At 71.8% G+C, this 21,851-nt stretch carries 22 protein-coding genes and 1 tRNA gene; 10 read left to right on the top strand and 13 right to left on the bottom strand.

Annotated features, from left to right (window positions below; genetic code table 11):
* Positions 1-17: 17 nt before the first annotated feature.
* Both DA075_RS24685 and DA075_RS24680 read left to right on the top strand, forming a co-directional pair.
* Positions 18-905: a hypothetical protein gene (locus DA075_RS24685; protein WP_099955474.1), complete on the top strand. Its 888-nt coding sequence runs from the start codon at positions 18-20 to the stop codon at positions 903-905.
* 97 nt (positions 906-1,002) lie between these two features.
* Positions 1,003-1,416, top strand: coding sequence for a hypothetical protein (locus tag DA075_RS24680; protein ID WP_099955473.1), 414 nt, complete (start codon positions 1,003-1,005; stop codon positions 1,414-1,416).
* A gap of 147 nt (positions 1,417-1,563) precedes the next feature.
* Here the strand turns inward: DA075_RS24680 and DA075_RS24675 are convergent, their stop codons facing one another.
* The 3 genes from DA075_RS24675 to DA075_RS24665 form a co-directional block, all read right to left on the bottom strand.
* Positions 1,564-2,142 carry an LOG family protein gene (locus DA075_RS24675; protein WP_099955472.1) on the bottom strand — a complete coding sequence of 193 codons (579 nt, stop codon included), beginning with the start codon at positions 2,140-2,142 and terminating at the stop codon, positions 1,564-1,566.
* A gap of 31 nt (positions 2,143-2,173) precedes the next feature.
* The gene (gene leuB / locus DA075_RS24670; RefSeq protein ID WP_099955471.1) at positions 2,174-3,280 is read right to left on the bottom strand and encodes a 3-isopropylmalate dehydrogenase; all 1,107 of its coding nucleotides are present in this window, start codon (positions 3,278-3,280) and stop codon (positions 2,174-2,176) included.
* A gap of 67 nt (positions 3,281-3,347) precedes the next feature.
* Positions 3,348-4,289 carry a polyprenyl synthetase family protein gene (locus DA075_RS24665; protein WP_099955470.1) on the bottom strand — a complete coding sequence of 314 codons (942 nt, stop codon included), beginning with the start codon at positions 4,287-4,289 and terminating at the stop codon, positions 3,348-3,350.
* 134 nt (positions 4,290-4,423) lie between these two features.
* Here DA075_RS24665 and mtgA point away from each other — a divergent pair, with 134 nt between their 5' ends.
* The 3 genes from mtgA (at position 4,424) to DA075_RS24650 (ending at position 6,815) form a co-directional block, all read left to right on the top strand.
* Positions 4,424-5,143, top strand: coding sequence for a monofunctional biosynthetic peptidoglycan transglycosylase (gene mtgA / locus DA075_RS24660; RefSeq protein WP_099955469.1), 720 nt, complete (start codon positions 4,424-4,426; stop codon positions 5,141-5,143).
* 200 nt (positions 5,144-5,343) lie between these two features.
* Entirely contained in the window at positions 5,344-6,315 is a 972-nt protein-coding gene (locus tag DA075_RS24655; RefSeq protein ID WP_244936318.1) for a DUF4424 domain-containing protein, read from the top strand.
* Positions 6,316-6,473: 158 nt separating this feature from the next.
* Positions 6,474-6,815, top strand: a complete 342-nt coding sequence (locus DA075_RS24650; protein ID WP_099955467.1) for a hypothetical protein — start codon at positions 6,474-6,476, stop codon at positions 6,813-6,815.
* A gap of 85 nt (positions 6,816-6,900) precedes the next feature.
* Here the strand turns inward: DA075_RS24650 and DA075_RS24645 are convergent, their stop codons facing one another.
* Positions 6,901-8,142 (bottom strand): argininosuccinate synthase, encoded by a 1,242-nt coding sequence (locus tag DA075_RS24645; protein WP_099955466.1) that lies wholly within the window; start codon positions 8,140-8,142, stop codon positions 6,901-6,903.
* A gap of 189 nt (positions 8,143-8,331) precedes the next feature.
* Here DA075_RS24645 and DA075_RS24640 point away from each other — a divergent pair, with 189 nt between their 5' ends.
* Positions 8,332-8,958, top strand: a complete 627-nt coding sequence (locus DA075_RS24640; protein WP_099955465.1) for a 2-hydroxychromene-2-carboxylate isomerase — start codon at positions 8,332-8,334, stop codon at positions 8,956-8,958.
* Positions 8,959-8,962: 4 nt separating this feature from the next.
* Here the strand turns inward: DA075_RS24640 and DA075_RS24635 are convergent, their stop codons facing one another.
* From DA075_RS24635 to DA075_RS24625, 3 genes are all read right to left on the bottom strand, one after another.
* Positions 8,963-10,330 (bottom strand): MFS transporter, encoded by a 1,368-nt coding sequence (locus DA075_RS24635; protein ID WP_099955464.1) that lies wholly within the window; start codon positions 10,328-10,330, stop codon positions 8,963-8,965.
* A 259-nt stretch (positions 10,331-10,589) separates the two neighbouring features.
* Positions 10,590-11,561 (bottom strand): PDR/VanB family oxidoreductase, encoded by a 972-nt coding sequence (locus tag DA075_RS24630; protein WP_099955463.1) that lies wholly within the window; start codon positions 11,559-11,561, stop codon positions 10,590-10,592.
* Positions 11,562-11,567: 6 nt separating this feature from the next.
* A complete protein-coding gene (locus DA075_RS24625; RefSeq protein WP_099955462.1) occupies positions 11,568-12,662 on the bottom strand; it encodes an aromatic ring-hydroxylating dioxygenase subunit alpha in 1,095 nt (364 codons plus the stop codon).
* 295 nt (positions 12,663-12,957) lie between these two features.
* Between DA075_RS24625 and DA075_RS24620 the strand changes: the two genes are divergently transcribed.
* Positions 12,958-13,863 (top strand): helix-turn-helix domain-containing protein, encoded by a 906-nt coding sequence (locus tag DA075_RS24620; protein WP_099955461.1) that lies wholly within the window; start codon positions 12,958-12,960, stop codon positions 13,861-13,863.
* A 70-nt stretch (positions 13,864-13,933) separates the two neighbouring features.
* On the opposite strand, the gene DA075_RS24615 is transcribed toward DA075_RS24620, so the two are convergent.
* Together DA075_RS24615 and DA075_RS24610 are read right to left on the bottom strand one after the other, a co-directional pair.
* A tRNA-Asn gene (locus tag DA075_RS24615) sits at positions 13,934-14,009 on the bottom strand.
* Between the two features lie 81 nt (positions 14,010-14,090).
* Positions 14,091-14,525 carry a hypothetical protein gene (locus DA075_RS24610; protein ID WP_099955460.1) on the bottom strand — a complete coding sequence of 145 codons (435 nt, stop codon included), beginning with the start codon at positions 14,523-14,525 and terminating at the stop codon, positions 14,091-14,093.
* Between the two features lie 224 nt (positions 14,526-14,749).
* On the opposite strand from DA075_RS24610, the gene DA075_RS24605 reads away from it, so the two are divergent.
* Together DA075_RS24605 and DA075_RS24600 are read left to right on the top strand one after the other, a co-directional pair.
* On the top strand, positions 14,750-15,109 hold the full coding sequence (locus DA075_RS24605) for a hypothetical protein (RefSeq protein ID WP_099955459.1): 360 nt from the start codon (positions 14,750-14,752) through the stop codon (positions 15,107-15,109).
* Between the two features lie 3 nt (positions 15,110-15,112).
* Positions 15,113-17,614 (top strand): PBP1A family penicillin-binding protein, encoded by a 2,502-nt coding sequence (locus tag DA075_RS24600; RefSeq protein WP_099955458.1) that lies wholly within the window; start codon positions 15,113-15,115, stop codon positions 17,612-17,614.
* 59 nt (positions 17,615-17,673) lie between these two features.
* Here DA075_RS24600 and DA075_RS24595 read toward each other — a convergent pair whose 3' ends face one another.
* The 3 genes from DA075_RS24595 to DA075_RS24590 form a co-directional block, all read right to left on the bottom strand.
* Positions 17,674-18,228 (bottom strand): hypothetical protein, encoded by a 555-nt coding sequence (locus DA075_RS24595; RefSeq protein ID WP_099955457.1) that lies wholly within the window; start codon positions 18,226-18,228, stop codon positions 17,674-17,676.
* Between the two features lie 92 nt (positions 18,229-18,320).
* Complete coding sequence (locus DA075_RS36760) at positions 18,321-18,467, bottom strand: hypothetical protein (protein ID WP_164712169.1); 147 nt, start codon at positions 18,465-18,467, stop codon at positions 18,321-18,323.
* Positions 18,468-18,571: 104 nt separating this feature from the next.
* Positions 18,572-18,805: a hypothetical protein gene (locus DA075_RS24590; RefSeq protein ID WP_099955456.1), complete on the bottom strand. Its 234-nt coding sequence runs from the start codon at positions 18,803-18,805 to the stop codon at positions 18,572-18,574.
* Positions 18,806-19,066: 261 nt separating this feature from the next.
* Between DA075_RS24590 and DA075_RS24585 the strand changes: the two genes are divergently transcribed.
* Positions 19,067-19,285, top strand: a complete 219-nt coding sequence (locus tag DA075_RS24585) for a DUF6894 family protein (protein WP_099956786.1) — start codon at positions 19,067-19,069, stop codon at positions 19,283-19,285.
* A 438-nt stretch (positions 19,286-19,723) separates the two neighbouring features.
* Here DA075_RS24585 and glyS read toward each other — a convergent pair whose 3' ends face one another.
* Positions 19,724-21,841: a glycine--tRNA ligase subunit beta gene (glyS, locus tag DA075_RS24580; protein WP_099955455.1), complete on the bottom strand. Its 2,118-nt coding sequence runs from the start codon at positions 21,839-21,841 to the stop codon at positions 19,724-19,726.
* Positions 21,842-21,851 lie beyond the last annotated feature (10 nt).

The following is a 21,851-nucleotide window of genomic DNA, read 5'->3' as shown; positions in this document are numbered from 1 at the left end:
ACCGGAGGAGCGACCCCGTGCGGCACAGGCCGGACTTCGACGCCGCCGCCCTGGCGCGGGCGGCTGACGCGCTCGCCCGGGAGATCGGCCCGGTCGAGCCGCTCCTGCCGCGGCCGCTGCCCCGCGCGGTCCCGCGCCGGTCCTGGCGCGGGCGCGCCGCCGGGCGGACGATCGCCGCCGCGGCGGTTATCGCGCTGCTCAGCGTGCTCGCGAGCGAGCGGCGCCTCGCCGACCCGCCGCTCGCCGACGAGGCCGCCTTCGTGCCGCGCTACGCCGCCCCCGCGGTGGCGGCTCCCCTGTGGAGCGAGGCCGCCGCCGACCGCTACCGCCTCGGCGACGCGACCGGCAGCGCCCGGATGCAACCGGGCCTGCGGGAAGACACGCTGACCGCCGGCGCCTTCGCGGTGCAGGAGGCGCCGTTCCTGCACCTCGTCGCCGTCGAGACGTCCGAGCCGGACGGGGAGGGGAGCCTGTTCGTCACCCTGGCCCGCCGGGCCGCGGAGGCCGGCGGCCTCGCGGTGGTGCGCACCGGGGAGCGCGGGCAGCTCGCGACGCGGTTCGGCGCGCTCGACACCGTCGACGCGACCCTCGTCGATGCGGAGAGCCGCCGCGCCTGCACGGCATTCCGCCTCAATGCCTCCTTGGCTGCCTTGCGGCTCGAAGGCTGGCTCTGTGCGCCGCTCGGACAATTGCCCGAGCCGCAGGCCGTGGCCTGCACGGTCGACCGCCTCAGCCCCCTGCCGGGGGCTCCGCTGTCCCCGGTCGTCGCCGCGATGCTGGCCCAGCCGCGGGCGGCAGCCTGTCCGCCGGAGGAGCCGGCGACCACCGCGGCCGTGCCGGCGCCCCGCAGGCCGGTTCGAAAGAATGCGGCGAGAGTGCGGCATTCGCGACCAGCTTCGCCGTGATGTGGAACCTCGGCCGCGCTCGCACGTCTCTTTCCACAACGGCGTCGTTTCTTAACGAGTGCGGCGCTACCCTGGCGACGTTCATCAAAGGTGCGTCATGCGCTTCCAGACTCTCGCCCTGACCGGGCTTCTCTCCCTCGCGGCCCTGGGCGCCGGCACCGCTGCCTCGCAGGCGCAGGACAGCTACGTCATCCGCAGCACCCGGGACGGCCAGGGCCTCGCGATCCGCGTGCGCCCGCGCAGCTGGCTCGATGCCGGCAACGTCGTGGAGGCCAATTCGGGCGCGGTGAGCAACCCGGCCACCAACCCGCACTTCATCACCGCGTCCTACCTGAACTCGCCGCCCTATATCGGCCAGCGCGAGCGCTGGGGCGGCGCCGGCGTCCTGCCCGACCCGATCACCAACGGCCCGTTCATCGGCGCCCGGCGCAGCGCGGTCACGGTGGATCTGTCGGCGATCGACTATCTCGACCCGACCTCGCCGCTGTCGCGGGCCCGCTACGGGTACTGAGCGAACCGCACCGGCCGGCTGTGCGACGGGCCCCGAGAGGGGCCCGTTTCCGTTTGAAGGCTCGTTCCGCGTCGGAGGACGGGGCGACACCCGTTCTCGGGTCACCGTCCGCTGACGCGACGATCGTCCGGGACGGGGGCAGACCCCCTACCGCTCCTCCGCCTTCACCCACTTGATCACCCGCGGCGGCTCATAGGCCCGGATGCGGGCCACGAGGTCCGCCGGCTCGGTGCCGACGATCAGCATGGCCCGATGCGGCTCGCGCACGAAGCCTTCGGCCACCACCGAATCGAGAAAGCCGAGCAACCCGTCGAAGAAGCCGCCGGCGTTGAACACCGCGAGCGGCTTCCTGTGGTAGCCGAGCTGGGCCCAGGTCCAGACCTCGAACATCTCCTCGAAGGTGCCGAGGCCCCCCGGCAGAGCCACGAACCCGTCGGCGAGGTCGGCCATCAGGGCCTTGCGCTCGTGCATCGAGGCGACGACGCGAAGCTCCGTCAGGCCGAGATGCGCGGTCTCCTTCTCGACGAGGGACTGGGGGATGATGCCGGTGACCCGGCCGCCGGCACTGAGCGCGCCATCCGCGACGGCCCCCATCAGCCCGACCTTGCCGCCGCCATAGACGAGCTCGATGCCGCTGTCGGCGAAGTGGCGCCCGAGCGCGGTCGCCGCCTCGCGGTAGAGCGGGCGGGCCCCGTCGCTGGAGCCGCAGAACACGCACAGGCGCATGGTTGGTCTCCCCGGCCTCAGGCCGTCCTGCTCAGTTCGCCCCGGCCTGCAGCTCGCGCAGGATGGCGTCGCCCATCTCGGCGGTGCCGACCGCGTTGGTACCCGGCGCGGCGATGTCGCGGGTGCGGGTGCCGGCGGCCAGCGTGCGGGTGATGGCGCTCTCGAGCTGGTCGGCCGCCTCGACGAGGCCGAAGGAGTAGCGCAGGGCCATCGCCAGCGAGCCGATCATGGCGATCGGGTTGGCGAGGTTCTGGCCGGCGATGTCCGGGGCCGAACCGTGGACCGGCTCGTAGAGGGCGCGCCGCGTGCCGTTCTCGACCGCGCCGAGGGAGGCCGAGGGCAGCATCCCGAGCGAGCCGGTCAGCATCGCCGCCACGTCCGACAGGATGTCGCCGAACAGGTTGTCGGTGACCAGCACGTCGTACTGCTTGGGGTTGCGCACCAGCTGCATGGCGCAATTGTCCGCCAGCACGTGCTCCAGCCCGACATCCGAGTACTGCTCGGCGTGGAGGCGGGTGACGGTCTCCTTCCACAAGACGCCGGTCTTCATCACGTTGTGCTTCTCGGCCGAGGCGACCTTGTTGCGGCGCTTGCGGGCGAGGTCGAAGGCGACCGCGGCGATCCGCTCGATCTCGCCGGTCGTGTACACTTGCGTGTCGACGGCGCGCTTCTGGCCGTCCTCCAGGGTCACGATCTCCTTCGGCTCGCCGAAATACACGCCGCCGGTGAGCTCGCGCACGATGACGATGTCGAGGCCCTCGACCAGCTCGCGCTTGAGCGCGGACGCATCGGCCAGCGCCGGGTAGCAGATCGCCGGGCGGAGATTGGCGAACAGGCCGAGATCCTTGCGCAGGCGGAGCAGACCCGCCTCAGGGCGCTTGGCATAAGAGACGCCGGCCCATTTCGGCCCGCCGACGGCGCCGAACAAGACCGCGTCGGCGGCCTTGGCGCGGTCCATCGCGGCTTCCGAGAGCGGCACGCCGTGGGCGTCGATGGCGGCACCGCCGACGAGGTCGGTCTCGGTCTCGAACTGGGCGATACCGGCGCGGGTGAACCAGGCCAGCACCTTGGAGACTTCCCGGGCCACCTCCGGGCCGATGCCGTCGCCGGGCAGGAGCAGGATCTTGTACGTGGCCATGGCGTGACCTTCTTCGATTCACGGGCGGATGGGCGGAGGGCGCATCCCCCCACCGGGATTGGACGGGTTACGACTTGCGCGCGACGGTGAAGCGGGCGGCCTCGCACAGGGTGGCGGCGGCCGCGCCCCAGGGCTTGAGGGCGTTCTCGCACTCGGCCACCAGGCGCTCGCACTCGGCGCGGGCGCCGTCGAGGCCGAGGCGATCGACGAGGGTCGCCTTGCCGGCATCCTTGTCCTTGCCGGTGCGCTTGCCCATCGCCTCCGAGGAGGCCTCGCGGTCGAGGATGTCGTCGGCGACCTGGAAGGCCTGGCCCAGCGCCCGGCCGTAAGCGAGGAGCGCGCGGCGCTCGTCCGGAGAGGCGCCGCCCACGAGGGCGCCGGCGTCGACCGAGAAGGCCAGGATCGCGCCGGTCTTCATCGCCTGAAGCTGGAGCGTCGCGTCGACGTCGAGGTTGGACGGGCCGAAGCGCCCCTCCGCCCCGAGATCGAGGAGCTGGCCGCCGACCATGCCGCCGAGGCCGGACGCCCGGGCGAGACCGAGCACCAGCTCGGAGCGGATCAGCGGGTCGGCCTGCCAGGCCGGATCGGCGACGATCTCGAAGGCGAGGGTCTGGAGGGCGTCGCCGACCAGGATCGCGGTGGCCTCGTCGTACTTCTTGTGCACGGTCGGCTGGCCGCGGCGCAGGTCGTCGTCGTCCATCGCCGGCAGGTCGTCGTGGACGAGCGAGTAGCAATGCACCAGCTCGACGCCGGCGCCGGCCGCCATCGCGCCCTCGAACGGGCCGCCGAGCATCCGGGCGGTCTCGATGGCGAGGAACGGACGCAGGCGCTTGCCGCCGTTGAGCACGGCGTGGCGCATCGCCTCCATCAGCCGGGACGGCCGGGCGATCTCGCCGGCCTGCACCGCGTCGCCGAGACGCTCGGCGAGGAAGCCTTCGACGGTCTTGGCCACGGCCGAGAGCCGCGCCGTGAAATCGCCTGCCTGCGGGTATCCTGTGGTGCCGGCCATCGTATTTTCCTGGGGACGGCCCGGCGTCGTATCCTGCGGGGCCCGCGTTGACGTCATGGTGGCCTCGCCGACGGGCACGCCGAGAGGAGGATCGAATTCAGGAGCCGCGCGTCACGGCGGACAGCCAGGGAGGCATGCCGCAGCCGCTGCGGGGCTTGGTCCCGGCGAGCGCGCCGCCGGTCCGGGCCCGCGGGCGGCGGGTCTTGCGCGCCGTGCTCCTGGTGCCCGTCATGGTGGTCGCCCTCGTCCTGGTCCTGGCGCTCGTCTATCGCGCGCTGACCCCGCCCTCAACCCTGATGCTCGGCCGCTGGGCCACGCTCCAGCCGGTGACCCGCGAGGTCGTGCCGCTGGAATCCATATCCCCGGCCCTGGTCGCCGGCGTCGTCGCCTCCGAGGACCAGCGGCTGTGCCTGCATCACGGCGTCGACTGGGACGCCCTGTGGAGCGTGGTCGACGACGAGGACGGCCCGAGCCGCGGCGCCTCGACGGTGACGATGCAGACGGTGAAGAACGTGTTCCTGTGGCCGGGCCGCTCCTACCTGCGAAAAGCGCTCGAGATCCCGCTGGCGCTGTTGGTCGACCTGGTCTGGGGCAAGCGCCGGACGATGGAGATCTATCTCAACGTCGCCGAGTGGGGGGAGGGGATTTTCGGCGCCGAGGCGGCGGCCCGGCACTGGTTCGGCAAGTCCGCCCGCGATCTCACCAGGGGCGAGGCGGCCCTGCTGGTAGCCTCCCTGCCGAACCCGATCGCCCGCAACCCGCGCCGGCCGACCCGGGCGCTGCGGGCGCTCGCCGGTCGCATCCAGGGGCGGACGGCGGGAATCGGGGGGTTGAGCCAGTGCGTGCGGCCGTGACGACGGTTGAAGCAGGATTTCGAGAGTAAAGCGCGCTTCCCTTCTCCCACACGGGAGCGGGGAAGCGCGCTTTTCCTGTGACAGGGTGAGACCTGCAAAAGTCTTGGTGCTTCGATTGCGGACGTCACTCGGTCTGCCGTAAGCGGGGCCGTGCCAACGGCGGGGGGACGGCGATGACAGGCAGCGGGGTTCGGTCGGTCTTGGCCGCGTGCGTCCTGGCGCTCTCCCTGTGCGCGCCAGCCCGCGCCAACGACAGCGCCGCCGCCCTCGATGCCGGCGGCCTGGTGCTGGTCCGCGACCCGGACATCGCGCTCGTCAGCGAGGACCTGCGCATCGGTCTCGACCGCATCGCGGTCGATTACGTCTTCCGCAACGGCTCGGCGGCGGCAAAGACCCTGCGGATCGCCTTCCCGCTGCCGGCGATCGACGGGGCGCAACTCTCGGGCAGCGCGCTCAGCCTGCCCTTCGGGGACCGGGCGAACTTCGTCGGCTTCACGGTGACGGTGGACGGGGCGCCGGTGACGCCGCAGCTGGAGGAGCGGGCCTATCTCGGCACCAACGAGGTGACCGGCCTGCTCACCCGCCACGGCCTGCCCCTCAACCCGCTCCGGCGCGGCGACCTGGAGGCGGCGCTCAAGCGCCTCTCGCCGGCGGCGTTGCAGGAACTGGGACGAGCCGGCCTCCTGTCCGAGCCCTCGGCCGATGCCGAGTCCCTGTGGCGCAGCGAGGCCAAGTTCCACTGGGAGCAGACCTTTCCGGCGGGCCGCGAGCTTCGCGTCTCCCACGCCTATGCCCCCGTGAAGGGCAACCACCTGCTCTCGGCCGAGGAAGCGGCCACGCCCGCCTACCGGGCCCGCTACTGCCTCGACGCGGCCGGCCTCGCCGGGGTGCGGCGCCTGATCGCCGCCTCCCCCATGAAGGGGCAGGGCCTGACCCGGGCGGTCGAGGTGCCCTACATCGTGACGACCGCGCGCAACTGGGCCGGCCGCATCGGCCGCTTCATCCTGACGGTGGACAAGGGCAGCCCGGCGGCGCTCGTGAGCGTCTGCCGCACGGGCGTGCGCAAGACGGGGCCCACCACCTTCGTGTGGGAGGCGACGAACTACGTGCCGGACGCCGACCTGCGCATCCTGATCGTCGCCAACGACGACGCGCTGCTCGGCCTGCGGTAGGCGCGCGCCCGCGAAGTTCCGCGTGAGCCGGCGAACCATCTCGGGCCCACGCGACTTTCCCGTCCGGCCGCCCGGAACGGGACTGGCGCGGCGGCCTTTCCCCCCGTAACACCGGCCCCGCCCGCCCTTTGCGGCGCGGCCCTTACAAGGGAAGCACGATGTTCACTCTCGAGATCGACGGCACGCCCGTCGCCATCATCCGGTCGAACGAGGAACGGGCCCGGGAGCTTCTCGAGGTCGAGGGCTTTCAGGACGACCTGCGCACCATGAAGAGCGACGGCCGGCCGCTGTGGTCGGGCAAGGCCGAGTCGCTGAAGCTGCGCCCCGCCACCGAGGACGAGGTCGAGACCTTCGAGGACTCGATGGACGAGGAGGATTTCGAGGACGAGGACGAGCCCAAGGCCGCCAATGACAGCCAGGGCGGGACCGACGACGAGGACGAGGAGGACGACGTCGACATCCTGTTCCTGGTCGACATCGACGACGAGGACGAGGCGTAGGCGCAACGCCTCGCGCGGCCGGCCTCGAGGCCGGCCGCCATCTGGTCGCGAGGCCCGCTCCGGCGACGGAGCGGGCTTTTTTGTCTTAGGCGCCCAGCTTGCGCTTGCGCTGGCCGAGCGTGCGCAGGCGCAGGGCGTTGAGCTTGATGAAGCCCGCCGCGTCGCGGTGGTCGTAGGCCACGGCGCCCTCCTCGAAGGTGACGAGGTCCTGGTCGTAGAGGGAGTTCGGGCTCTCGCGGCCGATGACGTGGACACCGCCCTTGTAGAGCTTCAGCCGCACCGTGCCGGTGACCATCTCCTGGCTCTTGTCGATCAGGGCCTGAAGCATCTCGCGCTCCGGCGAGAACCAGAAGCCGTTATAGATCAGCTCGGCGTAGCGCGGCATCAGCTCGTCCTTGAGATGGGCCGCGCCGCGGTCGAGGGTGATCGATTCGATCGCCCGGTGGGCCGGCAGCAGGATGGTGCCGCCGGGGGTCTCGTACATGCCGCGGCTCTTCATGCCGACGAAGCGGTTCTCGACCAGGTCCAGGCGGCCGATGCCGTTGGCCCGTCCCAGCTCGTTGAGCTTGGCGAGCAGGGTCGCCGGCGACAGGCGCTCGCCGTCGATCGAGACCGCGTCGCCGCGCTCGAAGCCGATGGTGATCAGGGTCGGCGTGTCGGGCGCCTCCTCGGGCGACAGGGTGCGCGAGTAGACGTAGTCGGGCACCACCTCGGCGGGATCCTCCAGCACCTTGCCCTCCGAGGAGGCGTGCAGGAGGTTGGCGTCGACCGAGAACGGCGCCTCGCCGCGCTTGTCCTTGGAGATCGGAATCTGGTGCTGCTCGGCGAAGGCCAGGAGCGACTCGCGGGAGCGGAAATCCCACTCGCGCCAGGGGGCGATCACCGTGACGTCGGGCTTCAGCGCGTAGTAGCCGAGCTCGAACCGGACCTGGTCGTTGCCCTTGCCGGTGGCGCCGTGGGACACCGCGTCGGCCCCGACCCTCTCGGCGATCTCGATCTGCTTCTTGGCGATCAGGGGCCGGGCGATCGAGGTGCCGAGGAGATAGACGCCCTCGTACTGGGCGTTCGCCCGGAACATCGGGAAGACGTAGTCGCGAACGAATTCCTCGCGCAGGTCCTCGATGAAGATGTTCTCCGGCTTGATGCCGAGCAGCTCGGCCTTGGCGCGGGCCGGCTCCAGCTCCTCGCCCTGGCCCAGATCGGCGGTGAACGTCACCACCTCGCAGCCGTAGGTGGTCTGGAGCCACTTGAGGATGATCGAGGTGTCGAGGCCGCCCGAGTAGGCGAGCACGACCTTCTTCACGCGCTTCTGGGGCTGGTCGGACATGCGGGGCGGGCCTCGAATGGAGTGGGAACCGAACGAATGCGCGGGGGCTTAACAGCCTGCCCCGGCCCCGTGCAACCGCGCTGCCAAAGTTCCATCCTCCGCCCGTGGCGATGCGACGCCCGGTGCGGCGCTTGTGGGGGGAGCGCGCGGACGCGAAGGTGCCACATCAGTCCGATAGAGAGGGGTGCGATGCCGCGCCGGCCCACGCTCGAATTCTGGTTCGAGTTCGCCTCCACCTATTCGTACCTCGCCGCATCGCGGATCGAGGCGCTGGCCGACGCGGCCGGCGTCGCGGTGCGCTGGCGGCCGTTCCTGCTCGGGCCGGTCTTCGCCGCTCAAGGGTGGACCTCCTCGCCCTTCAACCTCTACCCGGCCAAGGGCCGCCACATGTGGCGCGACCTCGCCCGGGAGGCCGCCCGCCTCGGCCTGCCGCCGGTGGTGCGGCCGGCGAGCTTCCCGCAGAACAGCCTGGCGGCGACCCGGGTCGCGGTCCACGGCGCCGAGGAGCCGTGGATCGGCGCCTATGTGCGGGCAGTCTACGCGGCGGAGTTCGCGCAAGGACTCTCGATCGCCGAGCCCGCGGCGATCTCCGCCCTCCTCAACGGCCTCGGCCTCGACGGTCCGGCGCTCATCCGCGCCTCGACCCAGGAACCGGTGAAGAACCGCCTGCGCTCGATCGGCGAGGAGGCGAAGTCCCGCGGCCTGTTCGGCGCCCCGAGCTTCCTCACCGAGGACGGGGAACTGTTCTGGGGCAACGACCGGCTGGAGCAGGCGCTGGACTGGGCGGTGGGAGAGCGGTCGGCGGGGCTGCGGTAGCCCGTCAGCTCCGCGCCGCCGACACGATGCCCGGCACCACGCGCGCCGGTTCCGCCGGCTCCCGCGCCGCGACCCAGCGCAGGCAGAGAGCCGCCACGAGCATCGGCAGGGCCAGCGCCACGCAGTAATCCGGCCGCTCCCAGCCCGCCGCCATCAGCATCCCGGCGAGACCTGGGCCGGTGACGGCGCCGAGGCGGCCGACGCTCATGGCCAGCCCGGTGCCGGTGGTGCGCACCGGGGCCGGGAAGACCGGCGGCACCGCCGCGTACATCGCGTTGATCGAGCCGTAGAGGCAGAAGCCGATGGCGAGGGTGGCGGCCAGCAGCGCCGCGGGCGTCGCCGGCACGTGCCCGAAGGCGGTGGCGGCGACGAAGAGCCCGGCCATGAAGGCGGCGGCGAGCTTGCGTGTCCCGGCCCGGCGGGCGACGAACCCGAACACCAGGCAGCCGGCGGCGCCGCCGAGATTCATCAGCATCGCCCCCGAGATGCCGCCGCTGACGCCGAGGCCCAGCTCGGTCAGCACCTTCGGGGTCCAGCTCAGGAAGAAGTAGCAGGTCGTCATCACGCAGAAATACGCCGCGCAGGCGGCGAGCGTCCGGGTGCGGTAGGGCGGGCGCGCGATGGCCGAGAGGCTGGCGCCGGTCTCGGCCTCCGCCCGCGACGGCGCCGGCAGGGCTTCGAGCGCCGGGCGCCCGAGGCGGGCCAGCACCCCGTTGACCTTGGGCAGCGCGCCGGCCGGGCGGCGGGCGATGAGGTAGTCGAGGGATTCCGGCAGGGCAGCCAGCACCGCCGGCACCAGCGCGAGCGCCACGAGGCCGCCGAAGACGTAGACCGCGCGCCAGCCGTAAGCTGCGATCAGGTAGACCGAGAACGCCCCGCCCAACGTCGCGCCGATCGGATAGCCCAGCGACATCAGCGAGATCGACAGGTTGCGCCAGCGGTCGGTGGCGTATTCGGCCACCACGATGTTGACGGTGGCGAGCCCCCCGCCGATGCCGAGCCCGGTGAACAGCCGCACCAGGGCGAGCTCGGCGAGGGTTCGGGTCGCGGCGGCCGCCAGCATCCCGACGCACAGGATGGCGAGGCAGACGAGCACCGTGGTGCGCCGGCCGAACCTGTCGCTCAACGGCGCGATCAGCAGGGCGCCGAGCCCCATCCCGGCGAGGCCGGCGCTGAACAGGAGCCCGAGATCGGTCGGCTTCAGGGCGAAATCCTTGGCGATCGAGGCGGCCGTGAAGGCGACGACCAGCACGTCGAACCCGTCGAGGGCGCAGATCAGCACGCAGACCGCGACGGCGGCGATCTGGAACGAGGTCATGGCGCCCTGGCGGATTGATGCGCGAGGATGGGAGGGGTCGGATGTGGTGGACATGGCGTTCCTCCCAAGAGTTGTGGTTGTCGTTTTTCGATGAGGCCCAGGCTTGCCGGCATCCTTCGCGTCGTCCCGGGGCCGCGCAGCGGAACCCGGGATCCATCACCGCCGGCGTCGCAAGACGAGGCGGGACGCGACTCGTGTTATTCTTGGGTTTCAGCGGTGATGGATCTCGTTCTCTCGACTGCGGCAAGCCCCGGGATGACGATGGATGGTGTTCGACAGGCCGGATCGAATGACCGAGCCGGCTTGTCCTGCCTCACCCCGCCCGGTCCGCCGTATCGATGGTGATCCCGCCGCCCACCACCCGCGACACGCAGGTGCAGAGCTGGGCGTTCGTCGCCTTCTGGGCCTCGCTGAAGAACACGTCCCGGTGGTCGACCGTGCCGTCGGCCGCGAGAATCGTCACCGTGCACAGGCCGCATTCGCCGCGCCGGCAATCGTGGATCATGCCGACGCCCGCCGCCTCCAGCGCCTCCAGCATGGTCTGGTTGCGGGGGACGACGATCTCCTTGGACAGCCGCGGGATGCGGACCGTGAACGCCTCGGTGGCGTGGCGGCCGCCGGTGCCGAAGGTCTCGAAGCGAAGGCCTTGCGCCGGGCGGCCGGTCTCGGCCCAGACCCGGCGGGCCGCCTCCATCATGCCGAACGGCCCGCAGACATACGCCTCGGCCCCGGGCGCGAGGCCGGCGATCGCCGCGGTCATGTCGATCCGCCGGTGATCCTCGTCGGTGAAGGTTTCGAGCCGGTCGCCGATCCGTGCCTGCAACGCGTCGGCCAGTGCCAGATCCTGCCGGGTCCGGGCGGCGTAGAGCAGGCGGAACGGGGCGCCGGCCTGGTGCAAGGCGAGCGCCATGGCGTGGAGCGGGGTGATGCCGATGCCGCCGGCGACGAGCAGGTAGCCAGGCTTGCCCAGGGTGAGGCCGAAATGGTTGCGCGGGCCCGAGATGCTCAGCCGAGCGCCCGCCTCCAGCCCGTGCATGTAGGCCGAGCCGCCGCGGCTGTGGGCCAAGCGCTTCACGGCGATGCGGTAGAGCCCGTCCGCCCCGGAATCGAGGAGCGAGTAGGAGCGGGTATCCGGCCGCTCGCCGATCATCACCGCCACCCCGAGATGGCTGCCGGGCGGGGCCGGCGCGCCGCGCACGGATGGCTCGATCTCCAGGAGGCGGATGTCGGGCGTCAGCGCCCGGGTGGCGCGCAGGCGCGCGGGGAGCCAGTCGGTCTGGGCCATGGCGCGCTACTCGGCCGCCACGCCGACGGGCTTGGTCTCGGCCGTCTTGGCGTCGCTCGGGGCTTCCTTGGCGATCATCCCGTCGATCAGGCGGCGCGCCCACAGGGCGCCGGCATCGATGTTGAGGTTGTAGAACGGCTGGCGCGGCTGCCGGTCGATCGCCCGTTGCTGGGCCTCCAGCACGTCGTGATCCTGGTCGTAGACGCCCTTGCCGTCATTGACGTGGGCAAGGGTGAGGGACTCGGTCAGCGCCTCGTCGTCGGTGCGGAAGCTGCGCACGAAGTTCCAGAAATAGTGGCAGCTCGTGGCCGTCTCCGGCGTGATCGCCGCGAGGAAGAAGCCGTTGACGCCCTGGCTCCGGTCGCCCTGCCGCGCCCCGGTCCCGGCGATCGCCACCCCGACATCGCCCGCCACCACCGTCGGCGCCTCGAAGCGGATGATCTGCCAGCGGTCGACATGGTGGCCGGGCTTGCCCAGGTTCCGGGCCCAGAACGGCGGCGGCTCGATGTTCTCCATCCAGCGCTCCACCGTCACGCACCGGTCGGTGTGCGTCACCTCGAACGGGCTGCGGGTGATGGCGTCGTCGCCGATGCTGCCGGCATGCACATAGGTCTCGTGGGTCAGGTCCATCAGGTTGTCGATGACCAGCCGGTAATCGCATTTCAGGCTATAGAAGGTGCCGCCGTCGCCGACCCACGGCGCGTCGCTGTTCCAGTGGAAGTCCGGCACGAGGTCGGGATCGGCCAAGGCCGGGTCGCCCATCCAGAGCCAGATCAGGCGGTAGCGCTCCACCGCCGGGAAGGCGCGCACGCAGGCCGAGGGGTTGATGGTCTCCTGCGCCGGCATGAAGGTGCAGCGGCCGGCAGAATCGAAGACGAGGCCGTGATAGCCGCACATCACCTGGTCGCCCTTGAGATGGCCCAGCGACAGCGGCAGCAGCCGGTGCCAGCAGGCATCCTCCAGGGCCGCGACAATGCCGTCGGTGCGGCGGTAGAGCACCACGTCCTTGTCGCAGATCCGCCGCGGCGTCAGCGCCCGGCCGATCTCGTGGTCCCAGGCTGCGGCGTACCAGGCGTTCAAGGGAAAGGCCTTGTCGCTCATCGTTTCCTCCGTCGTCGTGGCCTCGCGGGTCTTTTCGCCGCGCGGAGGTCCACCCGTGCGGTGCCGGCTTGGCCGTATCCGGTCGCCGGCTCCGGTCTTCGCCGAAGCCCCGCCGGAGCACAGGTCCGTGTTGCGCCGCACAAGACTTTCGCCTGCCGGATCAGCCGTTTGGAACTGGTCCGGTTCGAGGCTTCGACGCTAGCCGGGGTGCCCGGCCCGGACCATGGACGCTCCCCGGAATCTCTTGGACGGATCTGGCGCCGCGGATTAGCCTTGAGGCGCGGAGGACACGGCGATGCAGACGCGGCGGGAGCGGCCGATCCCGGTCTTTCGCCTCTATGGCGAGACCGCCGAGACCACGGTGCCGAGCTTCGTCCATGCCGAGGGGATCGGCACCAGCGCGGCCCTGCACGATTGGGAGATCGCGCCCCACCGCCACGGCGCGCTGACGCAGGGGCTCGTCGTCACGAGCGGCCGCGGCGCCCTGTCGTTGGACGCAAGGCGCGAGGAGTTCTCCGCCCCCTGGATGGTCTGGGTGCCGTCCGGCGTGGTGCACGCCTTCTCGTTCCGGCCCGGGACCGACGGCGTGGTGCTGTCCCTCGCCGACGACTTCCTGGCCGCCGTGCTCGATCCCGACCCGGAGGCGGTCCCCTTGCGCGCCACCGCCGAGGCGACGTTCAGCGGGCGGCCCGGCTCGCCGGAGGAGATCGACCTCGATCTCGCGCGCCTCGTCGAGACGCTCAGGCGGGAGGCCGCCGGCGCCCTGCCGGGAGCGGCGAGCGCGGTGGCGGCGCTGGTCAAGCTCCTGGTGGTCGGCGTGCTGCGCACCCGTGCCGCCCGCGCCATCACCGAGCCGGCGGCGCTCGCCCGCGCCGACCTGCACCGCCGCTTCCGCCGCCTGGTCGAGGCGCATCTGCGCGAGGGCTGGCCGATCGCCCGCTTCGCCGCCGCACTCGGGGTCAGCCCCGACCGGCTGCACGCCGCCTGCACCGAGGCGGTGCGGCGCTCGCCGCAAGGGATCCTGCACGACCGCATGATGCTCGAGGCCAAGCGCAGCCTCGTCTACACCACGCTCCCGGTCTCGAAGATCGCCTTCGATCTCGGCTTCAACGATCCGGCGTATTTCTCGCGCTTCTTTGCGGCCCGCGCGGGCTTGAGCCCGGCGGCGTTCCGGCGTGCGAGTCGGGGGGAGAAGGTCTAACGGCCGGACTGCATCGCGGGCGACGAAAGCGTCGCCGGGGGGTCCAGGTGCATTGTCAGAAGAAGGAGAGTGGCTCCCCGAGTAGGACTCGAACCTACGACAAGGCGATTAACAGTCGCCTGCTCTACCAACTGAGCTATCGGGGAACGTCGCTGCCGGCCCTGATTCAGCGCCGACGGGGGCTTATTAGCCAGTTCATTCAGGGAGCGCAACCCCGATGTCGCGCGTCAGCGCGGCGGGCAGGCCGGACCGAACGGGCCGACCACGAGGTCGCCGTCGCGGGGGTTGTTGAGCACGAACGGCTCGGTGCCGCCCTGGCCGAAACCCATCAGGCCGAGATCGTAGTAGCAGCGGTCGAGGACCGCCGTGAACGTGTAGCTGTCCTGCGCCACCGGCGGCCCGACCGGGACGAGGCGCCCCCGCCGGCTCCGCGCGGCGCAATGGGCCGCGATGTCGACCCGGCCCGGCGCCAGCATGCGGATCGAGCGCGAGGAATGTGGTGGGATGCCGACGCTGGGGCCGCCGTTGCGGCTCGCCACCGCGAAATAGGGCGAGCGGTTGATGACGCGCCGGACGCAGCCGGCCTCCGCCGCGCTGATGCCGCCGGCGAGCAGGGCCGCCGCCGCCGACCACAGGTAGAGCCGTTTCATGCCCGGCCGCATGGCTTCCCGCCTCTCGTTATCGCGAAGGACCGCGTGACATCCGAAAACCTAACGCATCCGCGCGAAACGGCCAGGCTTCAGGCGGGCGCGAAAGTCCCGAACGGGAACGGAACGGCAGAGCTTGGCGTTGAGTTCCACCTCGTGTGGGGCGGCGGCATTCCGGTGCCGGGCCGCGCCATCGTTGCCTGGATATCCGCCCCGCCTGATCCTCGCCCGGAGCCCCGATGCGCATTCGTTCCCTGCTGCTGGCCCTCTTCCTGCTCACCGGACTCGGCGGTCTTGCCGGCGCCTCGCCGCTGATGCCGAGCGCCGCGGTCACCACCGCCCTCGACCAGCCCTCCACGGTCGAGACCGTGCGCTGGCGCCGCCATCGCCACTGGCACCGGCGGCACTGGCATCGCCGCCACTGGCACCACCGCCGCCACTACCGCCGCCACTGGCATCACCGGCGCCACTGGCATCATCGCCGTCATTACGGGCGCCATCATTACCGGCGCCACCGTCACGTGCACCGGCTGCATTTCAGCCGCCCGGCCGCCGCTCGCCCGGTGCGCTGGGTCGAGCCGCGCCAGGCCGGACGCTGAGCCTTGAGCGACCAGCCCCCAGAATCCGGACCTGACGGACGCTCCCGCGACTGGCTCGATCTCGGAGGCGCGCCGCGGCCCTCCGCCGAGGCGAAGGCCGCTGAGCCGCGTGCTGCGACGGCGGAGGCCCGGTTCTCGGGGGTTCGCCGCGCCGCCGCCGGGTTCGGCGCCCGCCTCGGCCCCGCCGCCCGGGACGGGGTCCGCCGCGCGCGGGCGACGGCCGGCCGTTTCGCGGACCATCCCGCCACCCGCCGCGCCGCCGCCGCGACAGCAGCGGCCTGGCGGCCCGCCATGGCCCTCGCCCGGCGGGTGCCGTGGCTGCGATTGACGGCCGCCACCGCCGCCCTCGTGGCCGGCCTCGTCCTCGCCTACACGGTCTACGCGCTCGTGACCCTGCCGGTGAATGGCGGGCTCACGGTCGAGCCCACCGCCTCCGCCCTGGTGGTGCGCGCCGCCGACGGTCAGGCCTTCGCCACCCGGGGCGTCATCAAGGGGGCGAAGCTCGCGCCCAAGGAGGTGCCGCCCGTCCTCGCCAAGGCGATCGTGTCGATCGAGGACCGGCGCTTCTACGAGCATCACGGCATCGACCTGCGCGGGCTCTTCCGCGCCGCCCTGCGCAACGCCGCCGCCGGCGGCACCCGCGAGGGCGGCTCGACCCTGACGCAGCAGCTCGTGCGGATGAGCTATCTGTCGCAGGACCGCACCCTGAAGCGGAAGGTGCAGGAGGCGGTGCTGTCCCTGTGGCTCGAATCGCAGCTGCCGAAGGACGAGATCCTCACCCGCTACCTCAACGCAGCCTATTTCGGCGCCGGCGTGTACGGCGCCGACGCGGCGGCGCAGCGCTATTTCGGCAAGCCGGCCAAGGACCTGAGCTTGAGCGAGGCCGCCATGCTGGCGGGCCTCGTCCGCGCGCCCTCGCAGCTCGCGCCCCATCGCAACCTCGACGGCGCCCGGGGCCGCGCCGCCCAGGTGCTCGACGCGATGGTGGAGACCGGCGCGGTCACGAAGGCGGAGGCCGACGCGGCGAAGCGCGCCCCCGCCACCGTGCGGGTGCCGACGGAGACGCCGGTCGGTACCAACTACTTCGTCGACAGCGTCGCCGATTCGGTCCGCACCCTCATCGGCACCGGGCCGGCCGACGCCACCGTGCGCACCACCCTCGACCTGACGCTCCAGAACATCGCCGAGAGCGTGATCGCCCGCCGCCTCGACCAGGACGGCGAGCGCCGCAAGGTCTCCCAAGGGGCGCTGGTAGCGATGTCCACGGACGGGGCGATCCTGGCGATGGTCGGCGGGCGCGACTATGCCGACAGCCAGTTCAACCGCGTCACCCAGGCCAAGCGCCAGCCGGGCTCGCTGTTCAAGCTGTTCGTCTACCTCACGGCGCTGCGCGAGGGTTATCGCCCGGATTCGACCCTCGTCGATCGCCCGACCCAGGTCGGCGAGTGGGAGCCGGAGAATTATGGCGGCCGCTACCGCGGCGCGGTCACCTTGCGCTCCGCCTTCGCGCACTCGATCAACACCGTAGCGGTGCAGCTCGCCGAGGCGGTGGGCATGCCGGCGGTGATCGAGACGGCGCGGGGCCTCGGCGTCACCTCGGACCTGCCGAACCTGCCGAGCCTCGCCCTCGGCTCGGCCGAGACCACGCTTCTCGAAATGACCCGCGCCTACGCGGCGGTGGCGGCGGGCGCCGAGACCATCGAGCCCTATAGCGTGCGCCAGATCCTCGCCCGCGACCAGGCGCTCTACACCCGGCCGCAGGCCGCACCGACGCCGGCCCGCGACCAGGCGGCGCGCACCGCGATGCTCGACCTGCTCAGCGCCGTGGTGCGGGAGGGCACCGGCAAGAACGCCCGTGTCTCGGTGCCGGCCGGGGGCAAGACCGGCACCACCCAGGACAGCCGCGACGCCTGGTTCGTCGGCTTTGCCGGCGACCTCGTGGTCGGGGTCTGGCTCGGCAACGACGACAATACCCCGATGGCCGGCGTCACCGGCGGCGACATGCCGGCCCAGATCTGGCACGATTTCGTCACCCAGGCCCTCGCCGCCCGCGCCAAGGCCAGCAAGAGCGAGACGGCCAGGCCCGAGGCGGCCCGCCAGGTCCCGGGGACCACCCCGGGGCCACGGCCCGAGACGGCGAGCATCGCCGAGCCGGAGGCCGATTCGCGGGCGCGGGATCTGGCGGGCCGCGCGGTGCTGCGGGGCAACCCGGCGGTGGTCGATACCGGCACCCTCGATTTCGACGGGCGCACGGTGCGGCTGATCGGGGTCGACGGCTTGTCCGGCCGCAACGCCCGCGAGCTCGGCCGCTACCTGCGCCGACGCGACGTCGCCTGCGCGCCGGCAGGGGAGGGGGGCGTCTATCGCTGCTCCCTCGACGGCCAGGACCTGTCCGAGCTGATCCTGTTCAACGGCGGCGGCCGCGCCAGCGCCGACGCCACGCCGGACCTGCTCGCCGCCGAGGAGCAGGCGCGCTCGAACCGGATCGGGATCTGGCGGCGCTGAGGCTCCGTCCGAGGCTCCTCGCTCCAGGGCTACTTGGGTGAGCGCTACTTGGCTGAGGGCTAGTTGGCCTTCAGGCAGGGAGCGAGGGCTGCCTTGAGCCTGTCGGCATCGGCGGCCGGGATCGGCACCGACACCAGGATCGGGACGTCGCCCTTGCGCGGGCTGTCCTGGCGCCAGCGCAGGTCTCCCGGCCCGGCGCTCGCGGCGCCCGCGATGGCCTTGAGCTTGCCCAGCTCGGCCGCCTGGCCGCGCAAGGACGCGCTGGCACCGAGGGAGAAGCTGGTGCCGTCGACCGCGACGGCACCGTTGGCCGGCAGGCGCACGCCCTGCACGACCGTGATCTCGGTCAACGGCTTGCGGGTGCCCGTGGGGCCCTCGAAGGCGCCGAAGTCGAACCGCTTCTCCAGGGCTTCGAAGTCGGGAACATCGAAGCCGATCGACAGGGCGCCGGTCTCGGTGCGCGACCGCGTCGTGGAGCAGCCGAACGTCATCGTGACGGCCCGGCTCTCGGGGCCGATCACTGCCTTGCCGGGCAGCTTCACCTCGATGGCCAGAGCGGCGCCGCTCCAGGTCACACACGTCGCCAGCAGGGCGGCTCTCAGCATCGTCGTCACCGGTCTCTCGTGCAGGAAACGCTGACGCTTTATCCGATCTGGCAGCCCCGGGAAGGACGGGGCGCTACGACAGCACCCCGCCGCCCGGCCGCTCAGATCAGCATCGTGTTGAGGGCCACCGTCAGGGCCGCGCCGACGACGGCGAAGCCGAGCAGCGTGACGCTGCTGACCTGATCGACCGAATCGACGTCATGGCCGGTGCGGTGCTCGGGGGAATTGGCGTTCATGAGGGTCTCCATGGGGATCTTCGTGTCGGGGGATCTTCGTGTCGGATGGTCCCCAACGTCCCCAGGTCGCCCCGGATCGATCCCAGCCCGATCGCGTTTTGCCGCAGGAGCGGACGTCACCCGATCTGCGACGGACCGTCGTGGCCGTGGCTCGTGCCGATCACGCAGAGCGCCAGGCCGGCGATGCCGCCGAGGGTGCCGATCGGGGTCTGGAAGCGCCACGAGGCGTAATAGCCGGCGCTGCCGATCACGACACCGAGGAGGGTGAGCACGATGCTGCGGGCCGAAGCCCCCGGCTTGTCCGGAAGTCCCCGCTTCTCGGGGTGCGCGCGGGCGGAATCGTGATGCATCGTCGGCCTGCCTTCGCCGCCCCGTGATCCGTCGACCGCCCGCGGGCGGTGGGAGCCGGGGGGCGGCCGCCCTCTCCCTTCGGAGGAACGCGGCAGGCGCGGAATCGCTCACGCTTTGGTGCGCAACTCGCCTTTTCCCTGACATGCCAGCCCGGAACCGGGCTGGTAACGTCCGGGGATCGCACCGCTCACAACCGACCGGGCGGGCCGACCGGTGACGCCCGAGCCGCGCCCGTCCCGTTCCCGACCGTGGTCAGCCTCATGACGCAGCGTTACTTCTTCAACCTGGTCGGCCCGGCGCGTGCGATCGAGGACCCGACGGGCGTCGAGGCCGGCACGCCGGACCAGGCTGAATCCGAGGCACGGGCGGTCATCGCCGAGATGCGGGCGAGCGGCGACCTGCCGCTCCTCGGGGCGGGCTGGCACCTCGAGATCCGCGACGGGGCGGGCCGGCTGTTGCGATCAATTTCCCTCGATTGAGGCGCGGGGTCCAGCCTGCTGCAGAACCTGTCGCACATGGGTGCGGATCTGGGCGCACGTCTCGGCGTCGCCCTGGCCATGCGTGCCCTCCGGGCCGCCCGCTTGCGGCGCGGATGTGTCCGGCGTCGGAGGAGCTGCCTGCTCCTTGGGTCGAGCCTTACCGCCGAGCGACATCGTGGCTTTCTCCTGCCTCAGGTCCCCGGTCCGGCTTCCGGGCGTCCGCGCTGGAGTGAACGACCGGTCGCGGCGCCACGCAGTGCGCTACGACACAGGCCGTTCCTCCCCGCCGACGCTCAGCGCCGAACTTGTCTGTTGATGAGAATCGAACCGGATCAGTTTGTACCGGTTCTCGGCGCCGACAAACAATGAAAAAGTCGTTAAACCGTTCCCTGGTGAAATGCTGAGGCTCTTGTGCAACGCAACTTATGTTAATGACTATCAGCGGCCCTCGCCGCCGATGCGGGAGAAATCCGCCACTTCCCGGGTCGCCGCCCGCAGGCCATTGAGCAGGGCGAGTCGGTTGGCACGCAAGGCGGCGTCCTCGGCATTCACCGTCACCGTGTCGAAGAAGGCATCGACCGGCGCGCGCAAGGTCGAGAGCGCCCGCATCGCGCCCTCGAAATCCTCCGCCGCGACCGCCCGGCCCGCCTCGGCGCCGGCTGTCCGCAGGGCGTCGGCCAGGGCCGATTCCTCGGTCAGGCTCAGCAGGGCCTGGTCGGGCGCCGCGTCGTAGGCGCGGCCGTCCTTCTTCTCCTCGATGCGCAGGATGTTGGCGGCGCGGCGATAGCCGGCGAGCAGGTTCCTGCCGTCCTCGGTGTCGAGGAAGCGCCCCAGCGCCTCGACGCGGCGCACCACCATCAGGAGGTCGTCCTGACCCGGCAGCGCGAAGACGGCGTCGATCAGGTCGTGGCGCGCGCCCTGGTCGCGCAGGTAGACCTTGAGCCGGTCGGCGAAGAAGGCCAGGAGGTCGCCCGCGAAGGAATCGGAATCCTGCTGCCCATGGCCGGCCGCGGCGGCGGCGATCTGCGCCCTCAGGGGAAGCCGCGCCTCGCTGGCGAGGATCAGCCGGATCACCCCGAGCGCCGCCCGCCGGAGGGCGTAGGGGTCCTTGCTCCCCGTCGGCGTCTCGCCGATCGCCCAGAAGCCCACCAGGGTGTCGAGCTTGTCGGCGAGCGCCACCGCCACCGAGACCGGCTCGGACGGCACCCGGTCGCTGGGGCCGAGGGGCTTGTAATGCTCCTCGATCGCCGCGGCGACCGCCGGGTCCTCGCCCTGCTCGGCCGCGTAGTAGCGGCCCATCAGGCCCTGCAATTCCGGGAATTCGCCGACCATCTCGGTGACGAGGTCGGCCTTGGCGAGACGCGCGGCGCGCGTCGCGAGATCAGGATCGGCCCCGACGGCCGGCGCCAGCGCCCGGGCGAGGGCCGCGATGCGCTCGACGCGCTTGGCCTGCGTGCCGAGCTTCTCGTGAAACACGATGTTCTCGAGCTTGGGCAGCCGGTCCTCCAGCCGCAGCTTGCGGTCGGTCTCCCAGAAGAAGGCCGCGTCGGAGAGGCGCGCGCGCACCACCCGCTCGTTGCCGGCGACGATCGCCGCGCCGCCGTCGGAGGCCACCAGGTTCGAGACCAGGATGAAGGCGTTGGCCAGGCGCTCGCGCCCGTCCGGGCCGGGGGCCCCGCGGAGCACGAAGCACTTCTGGTTCGCCCGGATCGTGGCGCGGATCACCTCCGGGGGAATGGCGAGGAAGCGCTCGTCGAAGGCGCCCATCAGGGTCACCGGCCACTCGACCAGGCCCGCCACCTCCTCCAGCAGGCCCTCGTCCTCGACGAGGTCGAGGCCGCGCGCGAAGGCGAGGTCGCGGGCGTCGTGCAGGATGATGTCCTTGCGCCGCTCGGAATCGAGCACCACGAAGGCCCGCTCCAGGGCCGGCAGGTAATCGGCGAAGCGGCGCACCTCGATCGGCTGCGGCGCCATGAAGCGGTGGCCGCGTGTGGTGAGCCCGGCCTCGATCCCGTCGACCGAGAAGGGCACCACCTCCGGCGTCTCGGTCTCGGGACCGAAGCTCGCGACGATCGAATGCAGCGGGCGCACCCAGCGCAGGGAGCCGGGCTCGCGCGAGGCGGCGCCCCAGCGCATCGATTTCGGCCAGGGGAAGCTCTTGACGATCGCCGGCAGGATCTCGGCCAGCACCTCGATCGTCTCGCGGCCCGGCCGCTCGATCACCGCGACGTAGAACTCGCCCTTCTTCGGGTCGGCGACGATCTTCGCCTCGTCGACGCTCGCCAGCCCCGCGCTCTTCAAGAAGCCCTGCACCGCGCCCTCGGGGGCGCCGACGCGCGGGCCTTTGCGCTCCTCGCGCACGTCCTGGCCGCGGGGCGGCAGGCCGGCGACGTGGAGGGCGAGGCGGCGGGGCGTCGCGAAGGCCTTGGCGCCCTCGTACAGGAAGCCGCGCTCCACCAGCGCGTCGGTGACGAGCTTGCGCAGGTCCTCGGCCGCGCGCCGCTGCATGCGGGCGGGGATTTCCTCGGAGAAGAGTTCGAGCAGCAGGTCGGGCATCGGGCGGCCT

It is taken from the genome of Methylobacterium currus, assembly GCF_003058325.1.
In the GTDB taxonomy this organism is placed as follows: Bacteria; Pseudomonadota; Alphaproteobacteria; order Rhizobiales; family Beijerinckiaceae; genus Methylobacterium; species Methylobacterium currus.
This window is presented reverse-complemented; position numbering and strand designations above follow the sequence as displayed.